Consider the following 15,714-nt stretch of genomic DNA (forward strand, 5'->3'; position numbering starts at 1 on the left):
TAGGATTATGATAGTAAAATGATATCACAATATTATCACTTTACATTCAAAACTTTTTACAAAAAGGTACAAAAAAATCCCAAAGCTTTTGGATGGCTTTGGGATGTGATGAGTGGTGATTAATTATTGAAGCTGAAAATTAATCGGCAGATTAAACTTCACTTTTACTTTTTTACCTCTTTGCCATCCCGGCTCCCATTTCCCACTCATTCCCTTCAGTACACGGACAGCCTCATTGTCGATACTCTCATGTAATCCTTTCAGAACTTTAAAGTCGCACAAAGTACCGTCTTCGCAAACTACAAAAGTTGTAAAAACGCGACCAGTAATATTCTTCTTCGCAGCGTCTTTTGGATATTTTATATTTTGAGAGAGATATCTGTACATAGCCGCCGATCCGCCTGAAAATTCAGGCATGACTTCAACTTCCGTATACTCAAATTTCTCTCCTTTGTCGAAAGATGTACCTTTTGTAAGATTTCCCTTTTCATAAAATTCTTCATAAAGAAGTGTACTGTCCTTTGATTTCGCTATCCAGGTTCCTTCTTTCACACCGTTCCTTACTTCGCCTGTGCCGTCAAATCCCGGTATGGAGTTGCCCTGATCCACAAAATAACCATTTCCATTTTTTACCAGCTGATTTCCACCACGGTCATAAAACTCCTTGATAATACTCGTCAACGGTCTTTTGAATACATCATCAGTCATTTCAACAATCCCTGATAGCAGCCCATTCTCATACCAATGGAAATGCTGATGCTTGTCATTACCATAAATCGTCATTTCTCTAATCGCACCGGTAGAGAAAAAGGATTTGCTGAGCGTTATTTTACCGTCCTCAGCATACTCACTAAAATCGAGAATCATACCTTTTTGATCTCGTTGTAATACCTGGTAAATAGTCGAATTCGATTGCTCATTCCGTGTGCTCAGGCTTACCGCAGATATGGAGTCTGCTTCACCATTTTCGTTAATTTGTTTCCAGAATTCTTCTTTCTTCAAAGGAACAGAAAACTTTGTCAACCATTTAGTCCCTTCTTTTTCCTGAAACAGGACATCCCCGTTTATAAAACCGAAATCATCAACCGGAATACATCTTCTGTTCTTTTGATCATCGATTCGGTTGGAACCACCTTTTTTATCAAAATAATGAACCAGACTTTGTAATGTACTATCATAACTTTCAACAGGATCTGATTTAAATACAACCGGCAATACGACTGCCTGCCGAACTGCTTCTTTTTTTATAATTGCTGGCTTCCAGGCTTTATATAAGCTTAATACACGAATTGCTTCTTTATTACACAGTTCATCAATCCCCCTTAAAACAGAAAGATTTGACAAACTTCCATCCGGTTCAACAACTGCGTTTACAAACACCCTGCCTTTCAAACCTCTGAATGAAGACTTAATTGGCGGCCTTAGATTAGATGCTATAAAATGATTAAATACATCTTCACCGCCGCCAGGGTTTGCCGCCGTTTCTACTTCGGTTGACTGATAAATCTGTTGGGCAAATACGCCGGTAAAACTTGTAAGAAGAAAAACACAGGTTAGAATCCCTTTCATGGCTATTGTTTTGGGTTTTGACAAATATAAAGAAGTATTCCTTTTTTTAAATCTCATTTGACACTTCGTAGAACTATTTCTCAACCGTTATAGGAAGACACTTTTACAACAATCTTAACACACTGATAATCTGCCATTAACATCCAGGTAACATTAAATGAGAATATTTGTAACATGGCAGATACAACTCACTTCCGGACCATTATTATTTCTGACTTACACCTCGGAGCAGGTGGTTCGAAGGCAGAAGAGGTCACTAATTTTCTTAAAAGTTATTCCTGCAAAAAGCTGATCTTAAACGGTGATATCATCGATGCCTGGCAGCTGAAAAAATATGGTGTTTGGAAACGGAAACACACCATGTTTTTTAAAAGGGTTTTGAAAATGATTGAGGAAAACAAAACCAGGGTCATTTATATCAGAGGAAATCACGACGATTTTCTTGACCAGATCATTCCTTTACGCCTTGGTAAAAATTTCCAGATCCGGAAAGATTACATCCTGAATTCCGGAACGCAGCGGTTTTACGTCACACACGGCGATATTTTTGACTCTATCACCAGCAACCTCAAATGGCTTGCTTACCTGGGTGATATGGGTTACACTTTTTTACTTTGGGTAAACAAATTTTACAATAAATACCGCGAATGGAGAGGGTTACCTTATTATTCCCTTTCTCAGAAAATCAAACAGTCGGTGAAACTGGCGGTTAATTACATGACCGACTTTGAAGAAAAACTCACAGAACTTGCCCGCTCCAGAAGCTGCGACGGTGTAATCTGCGGGCATATTCACCATCCGGCCATTCGGGAAATTGATGGTATAAAGTATATGAATTCAGGCGATTGGGTAGAAACTTTAAGCGCGCTGGTGGAAGACTTCGAAGGTAACTGGAGCCTGCTTTACTATGATCAGCAACTCGCTGAACAAAAACCCAAAACGGCCAAATCAGATAAAACAACGGTCATAGAAAATTTTCCGGGAGCAGAAAAACAGGTTGCATTTACCGGTGTATTTCTTGGTAAAAATCAACGGATTATTTAGTCATGAAAATTTTGTTTTTGGTGCAGGGAGAAGGACGCGGACATTTGACTCAAGCAATTGCTTTGGGGCAAATTTTACGAAAAGCAGGCCACGAAATTGCCGGAGCCATGGTAGGTAAATCTGTCGGACGAACCATTCCTTCATTTTTTTCGGAGCAAATTCTGGTTCCCGTTTACGAATTCGCGGCACCCAATATCGTTTACAAAAACGGTCAAATGGATGTAAAACGGACTCTTAGCTCCCTGCTGACCAATTTTTCTTCTTACCATAAAGGACTCAATTTTATAAATCAGACTGTCACTAAAATTCAGCCTGAACTGATCATCAGCTTTTATGAAACTTACGGAGGACTTTACAATGTCATCTTCCGGCCCAGGATCCCAATGGTTTGTATTGCGCATCAATATCTGCTGCTTCATCCAAAGTTCATTTTCCCAAAAAACAATCATTTCAACCGTTTCCTCATAAACCTCAATTCGAAAGCTGCTTCCTGGCTTTCCGTAAAACGGCTTGCGCTGTCATTTCGCGAAATTGAATCAAGAACAGATTTGAAAGTGACAGTTGCTCCGCCCTTGTTACGCAAAGAAGTGCTGGATTTACCTGTTACCTCCGGTGATTTCTTCCTGGTCTACATGACGCACCACAGCCTCAGCAAACAGATTATCGATTGGCACATATCCCATCCGGAAGTTCGGTTAAATTGTTTTTGGGACAACACAGATGCATCCGAGGTTTTCCAATATGACGAAACGCTTACCTTTCACCGTATCAACAGCGATAAATATCTGCTAATGCTCGCCTCCTGCCGGGCATTGGTGACAACCGCAGGCTTTGAATCTGTTTGTGAAGCGATGTATCTGGGTAAACCGGTGATGATGGTACCTGTTCCCAATCATTTTGAACAGGAATGTAATGCGCTGGATGGGGTAATTTCGGGAGCAGGCGTTACTTCCAAAACCTTTGATTTGTCGGTCCTGCAGGATTACCTTCCCAAACACCAGGACCAATCCCGTAAATTCAGGGAATGGTACCGGCGTGGTGAAAATATGTTTGTAAACGAAATAGAAGCAGTAAGTAAAAAAGAAACGTCACCGGCTAAAAAAGCTATTGTTTCCTGAAAACCATTCCTTCTTTACCTGTATTTCGGTAAATTGTTAAGTTGTTTCCTATTCTTTCATATCCAAAAGTAGAGTCAGAAGCCAGCCAGGCCCGGTTGCTCCACGCCGGTTCGCCGACTTTGGTTCCACCAAAAGAAGTGACTTTTAAACGACAATATTCCATCAGCTCGTAAGAGCCGGAAACTGTATTCACAGAAGTATGTCCCTCAATATTTCCGGTTTTTTCATCATCCTTAAAAGTAAAAACAACTCCCTTTGCATTCAAATCCGGATCGATTTCGAGATTTCCGGTACTTATATCCCGATAGCCGGTTAACTTCCAGCTTCCTTCTAAAGTGGGCGAATCACTGCACGGCGGCATTACGCAGCAATCGACTTCTTTACCACATTGAAATGCGCTGATGAGCAAAACAATAAAGATGACCAATAAACTTTTCATTTGTATATCATTTTAAATACTCATTCCGATCCGAACTGCCAGCCGGTTGTAGACCCGGTCCTCCCATCTTTCTGTGCCATTCCAAAGCGGAGGTTTATCCACCTGCACCTGCTGGCGTTTCCAGCTAAGTACGATGGTGAAAGCAGAATTACCCGGCTTGCCATATTTGAGCCCGATGCCAGGATTGAGCATCAGGCCACCTTTGGTTTTGTATCCGTCTAAATCATTATGAAACCAGGCAAATCCATATCCTGCATCTGCCGACGCAAACAGTCGGGCAGCTTTTCCATTGGTAAGATCATACCTTACTCCGGCAGAAACAGGATTTATCAGGGCTGCTTTGTACCAATCGATCGCAACGGTCAATCCGGTCGAAAGACGGTCGTTGAGTTTGATACCACCATAAGATTGAACGGTTAAACTAACCTTACTTTCGGACATTTCCGGGTTATTGTTGGCTACATCTCCGTAATTGACACGGCCAAAAAGCCCGCCAACCTCTGTGTGATTCACAAATCTTTTAACCGGTACAGACTTCTGTGCCATCACCGGGCTCAGTATCAGCAAATGTATTGTAAATAAAAAAAGTGATTTCATCTGGCTATTGTTTAAAGTTTTAACTGTTTACAACACCTAATTAAATCTCTTTTCCAACAGGAATTTTGCTAAGCAATTTCAAATCTTTTGGATTGGTGGCATCGTACTGATAAAATCCATCTTTCCCGATCAGCAGCAACGTTTTACCAAGAGAGATCACGTCATAAGCATCCATGTCTTTAAAATGAGCCAACTGATGATCGTTTACGGCAAATTTATCCTTTACATCAAATACCTTCAAGCCATGCTCCCCTTCACATAAATACAGATTTGGGAAATCGATACTCAGTCCGTGCGGATTTTGCATCTGGTAACTTTTGATCAGCTGCGGAGCAGAAGGGTTACTTACATCAACCAGATCCAGCTGATTTTGTGATCCTACACATGCAGTACCGGTCCGAAGCGTGACGTATGCAATGTCATCATGTACAACCACCGGATCACAGGCGCGGCCATGTTGAAACGAAGACAGTTTTACAGGTTCTGCCGGGTTGCTGTTGTCATAAATAAACATTCCGGTAGAAGAGCCAATAAAAAGTTTGTTCTGATATGGAAAAATGGTTTCAATTCCCCAGCCCATATTGATCGTTTTAAAATCTTTCGGCTCTCTCGGATTTGATATATTAAAAAGCTGAAGGCTGCTTTGACTTACCGTATAAAGAAAGTTTTGATGCAGTGCAAAACGTGCCATAGAACCTGCCTGCCCATTAGAACCGGCAGAGTTAGGAGATGCAGCAGGAGATGAGGAACTGAAAGATGCCAGATCAGCCAGTGCGAAAACCCCACCGCCCCACCACCAGCCAGGCGAAACACCATCTTCGCAGTTCGTGGTAATTTCTTCTGTTACAAACTCTACATTAGAATCATTTATCGATCCGATTGTTTCGTTAAGAGACCAGCCTCCGCCATCGAACACACCATTTTTAAATACATTACGAACCCTTCCGGTTTCCTTTGCATTCACAGGATCGGTGATATCGAGTGCAACCAAATCGGAAAAGCTGTCGGCAAAGAGAATATTATCCCGCACAGCAATATCCCCGTTTCCCGGAATTTTAATAAATGAAACAAACTTGGGGCTGGACGGATTACTGTTGTCGATGATATGAATTCCTTCTTTGATTTCGTTGACAAACAAATAATTACCTTTTACATACATTTTTCCCGGACGTTCCAGGGAGCGGGCGGACTCTGCTTTTACCTGCATACGCAGTTCCATCAAAGAAAGTGTAACCTGTGTAAAACGGCGGGTAACACGTGTTTCTTTACATTGATCATTGCAGGACCAAAAGCCGCAGGCCGCGAAAATGATCACAAACGGAAGTAGTTTTGTTTTCATGGAAAGGTTTGTCAGGTATGAGAGAATACGGTTTTTTTCTTACATATTTCTAAGACTCATTTGTAACTGAAAAGGTTGGAATGAAAACAAAATCGTCCGGAAGCAAAGCCTCCGGACGATAACGCACCCCGAAAATACCGGCAGTTGCAGGTATTTTTATCTTAAATTTCTTTGGTTTCAGAACTGATGAAAATTAATTATTTGCTATCCGGATTCATCATTCTTCCCATGAAGAGTATCGTATTGGAAGTTTTTTCACTGATAATTAAAGCAAAAGGACGATCGCAGATGTACCTGGCATCCTCCGGCCCAACCGATTCGACACCTATACCGACAGTAGTAACGGCAGCCGCTTCAGTACCTTTTTCATCGACTCCGAGATAGGTGTCCTGTTTTACAAAATCGACAAAAAGATCTGCTGTTTTATTAATTTTTCCCAGCTGTGCCGCATTTGTAAAGGCACGGGTAATACCCATTTTCTCAAGTGTAGTATTTAATTTCGCTGAGTAAGAAAATGTAAAACGCGGTAAACCAACCTCCACATTTTTTTCAGTCAGCCGGGTGGACTGCAGTTCGCTCCATTCCTGCGCCGTTATTCCGGACATAACGGAACCAATTGTATTTTGTCCCTGAGGAATCAGCAAGGTTACGTTGAACTGACCATTGGCGTAAGGCAGCTCGATTGCATTGTATTTACTTCCTGCAGCTACCCTGAAATCCGATTTGGTATACATCATCTTCACAGTTTTACTCGATCCGGCTTCCAGTTTAAAATCAGTATCAATGGTATTTTTTGCATCAAACTGATATTTCCAGTCGCCTTTGAAATACAAGGCGTTTAGCAAAAACATCACCTGTTCCGGTTTGATCTGGTCGATCACCTTTTTGATCTTTCCATTTGTTTTTTCACTTGCCCACTGATTGATTTTATCTTTGGCAGCATCATTGAAAGTCAATCCGTTTATCTCGGCATCAAACGAATCCTTCAACACATTTTTAAAATCAGTTTCTACCTGAAATTCACTCCGGTGCCAGACTGAATTTGCCAGCCCGAGATTAACTTTCGAGTCGGCCAGCGGTAGTTCCTTTATTAGCGTTTGATATGCCTTATTTAAATCAGTGAGTGAAATCCCTTCCATTTGCAGGGTTTTTAAAATTTCAGCGGCTGTTTCGTTTTCGGCACCGTTCAGCAGCATCCCAAGAGCCATGTGAAGGCTTAGCGGTGAAACAAAAAGATTTTCGTTTGCAGGTTGCGTAGCTTGTAAATTTTTGAAAAGGTCAAATGCAAAAGTGGTTGTCCCAGCCGCGATATTGGATGGAATCTCAACCGGATTGATTTGGTCATCCGGATTAACACTGTTGCTGTTACAGGCCCAGAATGTTCCGGCCAAAAATGCCGGAAACAAAATGGAGGTTTTAAGAACTTTAAACATGGCTAATAAATTTTAAAGAATCTTATGAAGATGAATGACTGACAAAATCAGGTTTTCTTTAAAAGCTTTTAACCAAGATCACTTCGAAGCAAAAATGGTTGGAACGAAATCGTATTTATTTTAAAAAGAATAACGGAAACCCCAGGAAACACCATAGAGGTAAGGATGCGATTCCAGACTTTGGTTGGCCTTGAAGCCTGAGGAAACTGCTTTCTGATAAGAACCTGTCAGGTTGGCTTTCCATTTAGAACTAAGCCGGTAATTAAGACGAAGACCGGTTGTTGCCGCCCAGTTCATACCGCGGTACACGCCATCGTCGGCGGTGGTAGTAATTGTTTCCCCTGAGGCAGATTCCAGCTGGTTATTGAGAAAGAAATTAGCCATCATACCACCCAATACCGAGTAGCTCAATTTTTTATCAGGATTTAAGGTAAAACCAGCCTGCACAGGCAATTGCAGATACTGGTAATCATTGTTCACCTTTTTATTTACATCAATATAAAAAGCATTGCTTCCGACTATTTGCTGATTTTTACCGGTCGTATAATCCTGGTTGGTTGAAATTCCACTCAAAGCACTTTCCAATACATTGGAGCTTGCGCTGCTCGTAGCATCCAAAAGATACCCGCCGCCTTCATAGCGGGAATTACCTTTCAGATAATTCAATCCCATTTCCATAGACCAATGCTTCGATAATCTCATACCACCCTGTGTTTGAATAGCATAGGAGTTTCCGGCTTCACTTGTACCTGTCACTGCTTTTTGCCTGGATGATGCCATCTGAGAAAAGGCCAGCGGAGCGGCTTTAATCTTCACATCAGGATTGAACGAAGCGGGCATCAAACCCACCGCGGCATAATATTCCGTATGTTTTTTAGGAGCTGGCAGCGGTTCTTCCGCTTTTTGGTCAGCCTTAAAGAAAACATATCGTTTTTGCATGTAAACATCCAGATCGCTATACTGATTAGGCTCTAATAAATCAACCTGGATTTTATTTTCCCGGGAAACCGCCACGGCCTTATTCGGATTAAAATCAGTTTTTGCCGGTGAAATATTTTCTTCGGAAGCAATTGTCTTTATTTCCGGTGACAGGCCGCTTTGCCTGCTGATCCTTTCATTTCCAGAAACGGCCAGGCTACGATCAGCATTATTCCTTGTTGCAAGTTGTTTGCCGGTAGCGATTAATGTTTCGGATGTACCTACTGAGTTTCCTAACGGTTTGTGATCCGGTTGTTTTGTAAAAGCAGTGGATTTTTCGGTTCCCGAAACACTTCCTTTTGTAGAATGATCACTGGCAATCAGCTCGGTACTTTCCTGCTTTTTAACAGCCGGATCAGCTGATTCTTTTCGATTTACTTTTTCTTCCGCCGTGGAAGACGCGGTTTTTGCGGCCATTTCAACCCCAGTTTTATCAGATATTCCAGAGCGGTTACTCAACCACAGTCCGCCTCCTACCAAAAGTAAGGCAGCAATAGAAGCAGCAGCGTACCAAAGCTTTGGCGAACGCCACCAAAGCGGAATTATATCATCTTCCTCACGGTCAAGGCGTGCTTCTATGCCTGCCCACACCGATGGCGGAGGCGTTTCAGAAGCTTCGTCAAAACCCTTTTTCCACTGATCTTCAAAGTTGTGTATTTCGGACGGATCCATCGTCAAATCTTTTTTCTCTGTTCAATTTCTGCTGAAGAATTCCTCTTGCCCGCGAATACTGCGATTTTGAGGTTCCTTCGGATATACCCAGTTTCTGGGCAATTTCATTATGCTGATAGCCTTCTATCGCATATAAATTAAAAATAACCTGACAGCCCGGCGGGAGTTCCTGAATAAAACCCATCAACTGCTGCATCTGGAAATCTCCCAGTGTTATTTCTCTGTCAGCAATGCCGTTTTCATATACTTCAATATCATCAAGATCTTTCAGGTATTTCTGCTGCCGGAGGTGATTTAAAGCCGTATTGACAACAATTGACTTCAACCAGTATTCCAGCGGGCTATCGTTACGGAAGGAGCTTATATTTTCGTAAATTTTGATAAAAGCGTCCTGCAGTACATCTTCAGCATCCGAGCGGTTTTTGGTGTAACGCATGCATATAGCAAACAGCTTCCCCCCAAAAACATCATACAATTGTTTCTGGGAGAATCGGTTGCGCTGCTTACAGCCATTCACCAGTTCCTGTTCGTTAAAGGTCATCCGAAGTTTAGGGGTGCTTCGTTCGGTTTATATATTAATCAGCAACCCTATCCCAAAGATAGTTAATACTGTATTGTTCTTAATTTTCCCTGATAACAGGTATTTGTTATGACACGTTTCTCCTTTAAAAGGTTGTAACACTTTTAAATTATTTTGCTTTTATAAATAAATCATCCCATTATACTTACAGGAACTAAACAGCGGCACTTATCCTTTTATAGCTGAAAAGAATACAAAGGTATTTCTGTACACCTAACCTTCTATCGCCCATGAGCCAATATATGGTTGAAATCCAGCTTCCGGCTGTTATGACGGAAGAATTTACAGCGAAAATACCTGCTCAAAGAAAAAAAATTAATGAAATGATGGAGCAGGGACTGATGATGTCCTACGCTTTATCTGAAGATTATTCTAAACTTTGGTGTGTGGTTAGAGCTGAGAGTGAGTTTGAAGTAATGTCAATTGTTTCTGAGTTCCCTTTGATCGATTACATGGATCCGAAAATCAGCAGACTTATGTTTAACAATGTAGTTGCTTTGCGGTTGCCGATGTTTTCACTGAATTAAAAAATAAATTGCCTTTTGATGCCTCATCACGAAAACGGGTGAGGCATTTTTATGAATAAACTATTGATGCATGATACACCGTTTTAAGTCAGCAACTACGCGGAATTATCTTTTCTGGCTCTTTACGTTTTTTGCCCTTGCCTGTCAGCCGGCAACGGACAATTACCAAAAAACAGCTGCATCTTCACAAGGTGCTATAAGTAAAAAAGATATAAAAAGTGATGTATCTGGGCGACCTGTTAATTCAAAAATTCCGAAAAAAGTCTACACTGTACTGGATTATATCAGAAAGCATGACCGTGCTCCGGACGGTTATGTGGGCGGCAGAAAATTTGGGAATTTTGAAAAACACCTACCTTTAAATGATTCAAACGGAAGACCCGCCAGGTACCGGGAATGGGATGTGAATCCAAAAAAGAAAGGAAAAAACAGAGGTGCTGAAAGGCTCGTTACCAGCGAAGAAAAGGCCTGGTACACCCGCGATCATTACGAAAATTTTGAAGAAATAAAGTAGGCTTAACAGCACATCCTGTTAAGATTTATAAATTTGCCTGTCAAACCGAACATTACAAACGATGAAAAACACACACTTCCTTCTTGCAAACCCGGAAAGCAATATCAAAAAACTTTTCCCCGGCACTTTTATTGGTGAAATTGATGGATTAAAAACATCATCAATGAAGGATTTTCATGAACAGATCGGGCTGGCGATGCAGTTTCCCGACTATTCCGGCAAAAATCTGGATGCACTCGACGAAATGCTGAATGACCTGGAATGGATCAAACAGGAAAAGGTCATTATTTATATTAAAAACTCTGCCGACTGGCTCTCCAAAGAGAAATCGGAAGAAAAGATTCTTAACGTCCTGGATATCTTCGATGCAACTGCGGAAGACTGGAAATGGATGGATGAAGAAGAAGAAACCGCAAGAAAAGAACTTCGTATTATTTTCAGCGATTCTGAACGTATTCGTACTTTACTGGAAGAACAGGAAATTCCGTTTGGGATGGTTGAGTAGCCTTTTGTGAGATGTAAAAGTAAAATGTGAAATGATGCGGAGTTACGCTTTACATTTCACTTCTCACATTTTACTTTCAACAATATCCCGCTTCCACTGTGTATAACCCATTACGGCAAGTACCAGAAAAACAAAATACAGAATGGCGGTAAGGTGAAGATCTTTATAAAAATACATTCCGACATAACAGGCATCAGCAACGATCCAGATAATCCAGTTTTCAAGGTATTTTCTTGCCATCATCCATTGTGCAATCAGACTGGCAATGGTCAGGGCAGAGTCGGCATAAGTAAGGCTGGCATCTGTAAAACGGCCCAGCAAAAATCCCCAGCAAAGCGTTACCACAACAAATATGATTGCGAAAACGGCATAAAACCTGACAGGAGTTTGGGAAACCCGGACGCCATCGTGACTTTTTCCACCATACATCCACATCCACCAGCCATAAATACTGGTAAAAAAATAATAACCCTGTAAGCCCATATCAGCATATAATTGCACCTGCCAGAAAACAGCCGCGTAAAGAACCGCATTGATGATCCCGAAAAACCAACCCAGCACATTTTGTTTTGTGTTGAGATAAACACAAATAGCGCCTGTGAGAAAACCAAGGATTTCCAGAGGTGAAGTAGAAATACCGAGGAATGCGATGGTTTGGTTAAGCCAGTCGATCATATTTATGGAAGGTGGTTAAAATTAACAGGAAAGTATTCGTGCTAATTGGGTTAATTCGTGCTAAAATTAAGTCGTAGCCAACGGGTTTCGATTATTTTCGTATAAAAATTAGTAACAGCAAACAAAAGCAAAAAAACTGTTGTTACGATATTGTGCCGGACGGGAAATTCCCGGAACGGCTTTTCGCATTTCAAAACGAATCTAAATCAGGCTGGTACAAAATTTACATAAAGCTATTTTTCCCGGGATCTGCGCGACAGTACCGGATATTCACCGCGGAAACAGACCGCTCAATTTTTGAAATTACTTGGAAGTTAAAGACTTATTGACGCTATACGGGGGAGACAGTTATCTTGATCTTCTTGTTTCACAAATTACATCAAAAAGCCCGGAAACCGCTCACGTCCAGATAAAAGGGCTGATTGGAAGTCTGGATGCTGTGCTGACTGCCGCAATTCAGCAAAAAAAGAAAGGACCTGCGGTTTATGTTTTAAGTGACAGGGAAGAAGCTGCCTATTTCCAAAACGATCTGCAAAATCTGCTTGGTAAAACGGAGGTACTTTTTTACCCGACTTCTTACAAAAGGCCCTATCAGTATGAAGAGGTAGATAATGCCAATGTACTGATGCGGGGTGAGATTCTCAATAAACTCAATTCGGGCAAACCCGGCGCCTTTCAGATTGTTACGTATCCGGAAGCTTTATTTGAAAAGGTAATCAACAAACGCTCTTTAAAAGCCAATACTTTTTCTGTTAAAGTCGGAGAAAAACTGGATCCTTCTTTCCTAACGGAATTCCTGAATAGCTACGGTTTTGACATGACCGACTTCGTGTTTGAAGCAGGCCAGTTTTCAGTTCGCGGGGGGATTATTGATGTATTTTCTTTTGCGAATGAACATCCTTTCCGGATCGAACTTTTTGGTGATGAGGTTGAAACAATTCGTTCGTTTGATCCTGACACCCAGCTTTCCATTGAAACGGCAAAGCAAATTAATATTGTTCCGGATATCCAGCAGCGGCTCATCCACGAAACCCGTGAATCGTTTTTAAACTTCTTTCCGGACGAAACCATCCTTTGGTTTAAAGACGCTGAACTTACTCTGGAGGTCATTGAAAAATGTTATGAAAAAGCCGAAAGAGCGCTGGAAGAAGTAACTGGGGGGGGCGTACAGATCGTTTCCAATCCACAGGATCTGTTTGAGACCAGACGCGGATTTCTAAATCAGATCAAAAAATTCCAGACCGTCGAATTCGGAAAGCGATTTTATTTCAAATCTGAAAACCGGCTCCCGTATTCTGCAAAACCGCAGCCTTCATTTAATAAGGATTTCAAAAGACTGCTGGACGATTTATCTGAAAACCAGTCGAAAGGTTTTGTAAATATTATTGCCTCGGAGCAGCCAAAACAGCTTGACAGGCTTGAAAGAATTTTCGAAGATCTGGATCCTTTTGTAAAGTTCAGGGCCATGCACATTTCGCTCAGAGAAGGATTTGTGGATGAAAACCTGAAAGTTGCCTGCTACACCGATCACCAGATTTTTGATCGGTTTCATAAATACCGGTTAAAGGACAAATTCAGCAAGTCGAAGGCGATTACACTTAAAGAACTTAAATCTTTACATGTAGGTGATTTCGTTACGCATGTCGACTACGGGATCGGACGATTTGCAGGACTTGAAAGAAAGGATGTTAACGGAAAAGAACAGGAAGCGATTCGTTTGATTTATCGTGATAATGATTTGTTATATGTAAGTGTGCATAACCTGCACAAAATTGCGAAATATACGGGCAAGGAAGGAACACCGCCTGCAATGAGCAAGCTGGGTTCAGGCGATTGGGAAGCAAAAAAATCAAGAGTAAAAAAACAACTCAAAGACATTGCTCACGAATTGATCGCACTGTATGCCAAACGCCGCCAGGCTCCCGGTTTCCCGTTCTCTCCTGATAATTACATGCAGGCCGAGCTGGAATCTTCTTTTATTTATGAAGATACACCCGATCAGGCAACGGCCACTTCCAACGTCAAAGATGATATGGAAAAAGCGCATCCGATGGACAGACTGGTTTGCGGTGATGTAGGTTTTGGTAAAACAGAGATTGCTATTCGTGCAGCATTTAAAGCGGTTTGCGATAGTAAGCAGGTAGCCGTTTTGGTACCGACTACCATTTTGGCCATGCAGCATTACAAAACATTCGCCGACCGCCTTTCAGACTTCCCCGCAAAAGTTGGTTATATAAACAGGTTTAAATCGACAAAAGAAATAAAGGAGACACTTAAACAGGCAGAAGAAGGTAAAATCGACATTTTGATCGGAACCCACCGGATTCTGAACAAGGATGTAAAATTTAAAGATCTCGGTCTGCTGATCGTGGATGAAGAGCAAAAATTTGGTGTAAAAGCAAAAGACCGGTTAAAGGAAATGCGTGTGAATGTGGATGTTCTGACATTAACAGCTACACCAATTCCGCGTACGCTTCATTTCTCCCTGATGGGAGCACGCGATCTTTCCGTGATTGCGACACCACCGCCAAACCGCCAGCCGGTAACTACCGAAGTTCATGGTTTTAGCGAAGAATTTATCCGTGATGCAATTAGTTTTGAAGTGCAGCGCGGTGGCCAGGTTTTCTTTGTTCACAACCGTGTCAATGATATTGAATCGATTGCAAACATTATCATGCGGCTTGTTCCTGACGTGCGCATTGGTGTTGCACACGGACAAATGGATGGAGATAAGCTGGAAAAGGTAATGGTGAATTTTATTGAAGGTGAATATGACATTCTCGTTTCGACCAACATTATCGAATCCGGAATTGATATCCCCAATGCCAATACGATTATCATTAATTCGGCCCATATGTTCGGACTGTCGGACCTTCACCAGATGCGCGGACGGGTTGGTCGCTCCAACAGAAAGGCGTTTTGCTATCTGCTGACACCATCAGTATCTACCCTCGCAAGTGATTCGAGGAAACGTTTACAAACATTAGAAGAATTCTCTGAGCTCGGCGACGGATTTAAGGTTGCTATGCGTGATTTAGACATTCGTGGTGCAGGGAATTTGCTTGGCGCCGAGCAAAGTGGTTTTGTGAATGATTTAGGTTACGAATTATATCATAAAATGCTTGACGAGGCCGTTAAGGAGTTAAAAAATAATGAGTTTAAAGATTTGTTTGCCAATGCATTAGGACTACCTGAAAAACTGGTAGCGGATTGCCAGATTGAGACTGATTTTGCAACTTTAATTCCTGATGATTACGTAAAGAATATTTCGGAAAGACTTTCGTTATATACCCGCTTAGACAACATCGGAACAGAGGAAGAGCTTACGAAATTTGAGAAAGAAGTTGTTGACCGGTTTGGCCCTGTGCCTCACGAAGTTCAGGATCTTTTGAAAACTGTTCGTCTGCGCTGGGAAGCGGAAAATTTGCATTTCGAAAAATTAACTGTGAAAAGCAATACAATGAAAGGATACTTCGTTACTTCGCAGAATGACGAGTTCTTCCAGTCAGCAAGGTTTGGGGGTGTAATTGATTATATTAAGTCACATCCGAAACAAATCTCGCTGAAAGACCAGAAAGGGAAATTAATCCTGATTTGTGAAGAAGTTAAAAATATTGATCAGGCGCGGAAAATTTTGGTAGAAATGACCCAATGATTAAGTTTTAAATAATAATTTCGATTCATTTCATACATTTGCGGTTTCGCATACTATAAAAATACAAAA

General features: G+C 41.5%; 14 protein-coding genes. 6 read left to right on the forward strand and 8 right to left on the reverse strand.

Translation table 11 applies throughout. From position 1 onward, the window contains the following. Positions 1–123: 123 nt before the first annotated feature. Positions 124–1,569, reverse strand: coding sequence for an energy transducer TonB (locus E0F88_RS18180; protein ID WP_165940100.1), 1,446 nt, complete (start codon positions 1,567–1,569; stop codon positions 124–126). Positions 1,570–1,743: 174 nt separating this feature from the next. On the opposite strand from E0F88_RS18180, the gene E0F88_RS18185 reads away from it, so the two are divergent. Both E0F88_RS18185 and E0F88_RS18190 read left to right on the forward strand, forming a co-directional pair. Continuing rightward, a complete protein-coding gene (locus tag E0F88_RS18185; RefSeq protein WP_131959695.1) occupies positions 1,744–2,613 on the forward strand; it encodes a UDP-2,3-diacylglucosamine diphosphatase in 870 nt (289 codons plus the stop codon). Between the two features lie 2 nt (positions 2,614–2,615). Continuing rightward, positions 2,616–3,731: a glycosyltransferase family protein gene (locus tag E0F88_RS18190; protein ID WP_131959696.1), complete on the forward strand. Its 1,116-nt coding sequence runs from the start codon at positions 2,616–2,618 to the stop codon at positions 3,729–3,731. Here the strand turns inward: E0F88_RS18190 and E0F88_RS18195 are convergent. The 6 genes from E0F88_RS18195 to E0F88_RS18220 form a co-directional block, all read right to left on the reverse strand. Continuing rightward, a complete protein-coding gene (locus E0F88_RS18195) occupies positions 3,718–4,170 on the reverse strand; it encodes an META domain-containing protein (RefSeq protein ID WP_131959697.1) in 453 nt (150 codons plus the stop codon). The genes E0F88_RS18190 and E0F88_RS18195 overlap by 14 nt on opposite strands. A gap of 12 nt (positions 4,171–4,182) precedes the next feature. Beyond that, positions 4,183–4,767, reverse strand: a complete 585-nt coding sequence (locus E0F88_RS18200) for a hypothetical protein (protein WP_131959698.1) — start codon at positions 4,765–4,767, stop codon at positions 4,183–4,185. A 40-nt stretch (positions 4,768–4,807) separates the two neighbouring features. Further along, on the reverse strand, positions 4,808–6,106 hold the full coding sequence (locus tag E0F88_RS18205; protein WP_165940101.1) for an LVIVD repeat-containing protein: 1,299 nt from the start codon (positions 6,104–6,106) through the stop codon (positions 4,808–4,810). A 197-nt stretch (positions 6,107–6,303) separates the two neighbouring features. Further along, positions 6,304–7,539, reverse strand: coding sequence for a serpin family protein (locus E0F88_RS18210; protein WP_131959699.1), 1,236 nt, complete (start codon positions 7,537–7,539; stop codon positions 6,304–6,306). Between the two features lie 120 nt (positions 7,540–7,659). Then, on the reverse strand, positions 7,660–9,189 hold the full coding sequence (locus tag E0F88_RS18215; RefSeq protein ID WP_131959700.1) for an outer membrane beta-barrel protein: 1,530 nt from the start codon (positions 9,187–9,189) through the stop codon (positions 7,660–7,662). Continuing rightward, positions 9,161–9,730 (reverse strand): RNA polymerase sigma factor, encoded by a 570-nt coding sequence (locus tag E0F88_RS18220; protein ID WP_131959701.1) that lies wholly within the window; start codon positions 9,728–9,730, stop codon positions 9,161–9,163. Before E0F88_RS18220 ends, E0F88_RS18215 begins: the two co-directional genes overlap by 29 nt. Before the next feature lie 269 nt (positions 9,731–9,999). Between E0F88_RS18220 and E0F88_RS18225 the strand changes: the two genes are divergently transcribed. From E0F88_RS18225 to E0F88_RS18235, 3 genes are all read left to right on the forward strand, one after another. Further along, positions 10,000–10,296, forward strand: coding sequence for a muconolactone Delta-isomerase family protein (locus E0F88_RS18225; RefSeq protein ID WP_131959702.1), 297 nt, complete (start codon positions 10,000–10,002; stop codon positions 10,294–10,296). Between the two features lie 70 nt (positions 10,297–10,366). Further along, positions 10,367–10,810, forward strand: coding sequence for a guanyl-specific ribonuclease (locus E0F88_RS18230; RefSeq protein ID WP_131959703.1), 444 nt, complete (start codon positions 10,367–10,369; stop codon positions 10,808–10,810). Between the two features lie 61 nt (positions 10,811–10,871). Then, the gene (locus E0F88_RS18235; protein ID WP_131959704.1) at positions 10,872–11,315 is read left to right on the forward strand and encodes a barstar family protein; all 444 of its coding nucleotides are present in this window, start codon (positions 10,872–10,874) and stop codon (positions 11,313–11,315) included. A gap of 63 nt (positions 11,316–11,378) precedes the next feature. Here the strand turns inward: E0F88_RS18235 and pnuC are convergent, their stop codons facing one another. Beyond that, complete coding sequence (gene pnuC, locus E0F88_RS18240; protein ID WP_131959705.1) at positions 11,379–11,990, reverse strand: nicotinamide riboside transporter PnuC; 612 nt, start codon at positions 11,988–11,990, stop codon at positions 11,379–11,381. A 307-nt stretch (positions 11,991–12,297) separates the two neighbouring features. Between pnuC and mfd the strand changes: the two genes are divergently transcribed. Then, positions 12,298–15,645, forward strand: a complete 3,348-nt coding sequence (mfd, locus tag E0F88_RS18245) for a transcription-repair coupling factor (RefSeq protein WP_131959706.1) — start codon at positions 12,298–12,300, stop codon at positions 15,643–15,645. The last annotated feature ends 69 nt before the right edge of the window (positions 15,646–15,714 follow it).

It is taken from the genome of Dyadobacter psychrotolerans, assembly GCF_004349265.1.
GTDB lineage: Bacteria > Bacteroidota > Bacteroidia > Cytophagales > Spirosomataceae > Dyadobacter > Dyadobacter psychrotolerans.

Excerpts from the sequence above, each read along its gene's own strand:
- E0F88_RS18180 (WP_165940100.1), bottom strand. The coding sequence starts at position 1,569 with ATGAAAGGGATTCTAACCTGTGTTTTTCTTCTTACAAGTTTTACCGGC.
- E0F88_RS18185 (WP_131959695.1), top strand. The coding sequence starts at position 1,744 with ATGGCAGATACAACTCACTTCCGGACCATTATTATTTCTGACTTACAC.
- E0F88_RS18190 (WP_131959696.1), top strand. The coding sequence starts at position 2,616 with ATGAAAATTTTGTTTTTGGTGCAGGGAGAAGGACGCGGACATTTGACT.
- E0F88_RS18195 (WP_131959697.1), bottom strand. The coding sequence starts at position 4,170 with ATGAAAAGTTTATTGGTCATCTTTATTGTTTTGCTCATCAGCGCATTT.
- E0F88_RS18200 (WP_131959698.1), bottom strand. The coding sequence starts at position 4,767 with ATGAAATCACTTTTTTTATTTACAATACATTTGCTGATACTGAGCCCG.
- E0F88_RS18205 (WP_165940101.1), bottom strand. The coding sequence starts at position 6,106 with ATGAAAACAAAACTACTTCCGTTTGTGATCATTTTCGCGGCCTGCGGC.
- E0F88_RS18210 (WP_131959699.1), bottom strand. The coding sequence starts at position 7,539 with ATGTTTAAAGTTCTTAAAACCTCCATTTTGTTTCCGGCATTTTTGGCC.
- E0F88_RS18215 (WP_131959700.1), bottom strand. The coding sequence starts at position 9,189 with ATGGATCCGTCCGAAATACACAACTTTGAAGATCAGTGGAAAAAGGGT.
- E0F88_RS18220 (WP_131959701.1), bottom strand. The coding sequence starts at position 9,730 with ATGACCTTTAACGAACAGGAACTGGTGAATGGCTGTAAGCAGCGCAAC.
- E0F88_RS18225 (WP_131959702.1), top strand. The coding sequence starts at position 10,000 with ATGAGCCAATATATGGTTGAAATCCAGCTTCCGGCTGTTATGACGGAA.
- E0F88_RS18230 (WP_131959703.1), top strand. The coding sequence starts at position 10,367 with ATGATACACCGTTTTAAGTCAGCAACTACGCGGAATTATCTTTTCTGG.
- E0F88_RS18235 (WP_131959704.1), top strand. The coding sequence starts at position 10,872 with ATGAAAAACACACACTTCCTTCTTGCAAACCCGGAAAGCAATATCAAA.
- pnuC (WP_131959705.1), bottom strand. The coding sequence starts at position 11,990 with ATGATCGACTGGCTTAACCAAACCATCGCATTCCTCGGTATTTCTACT.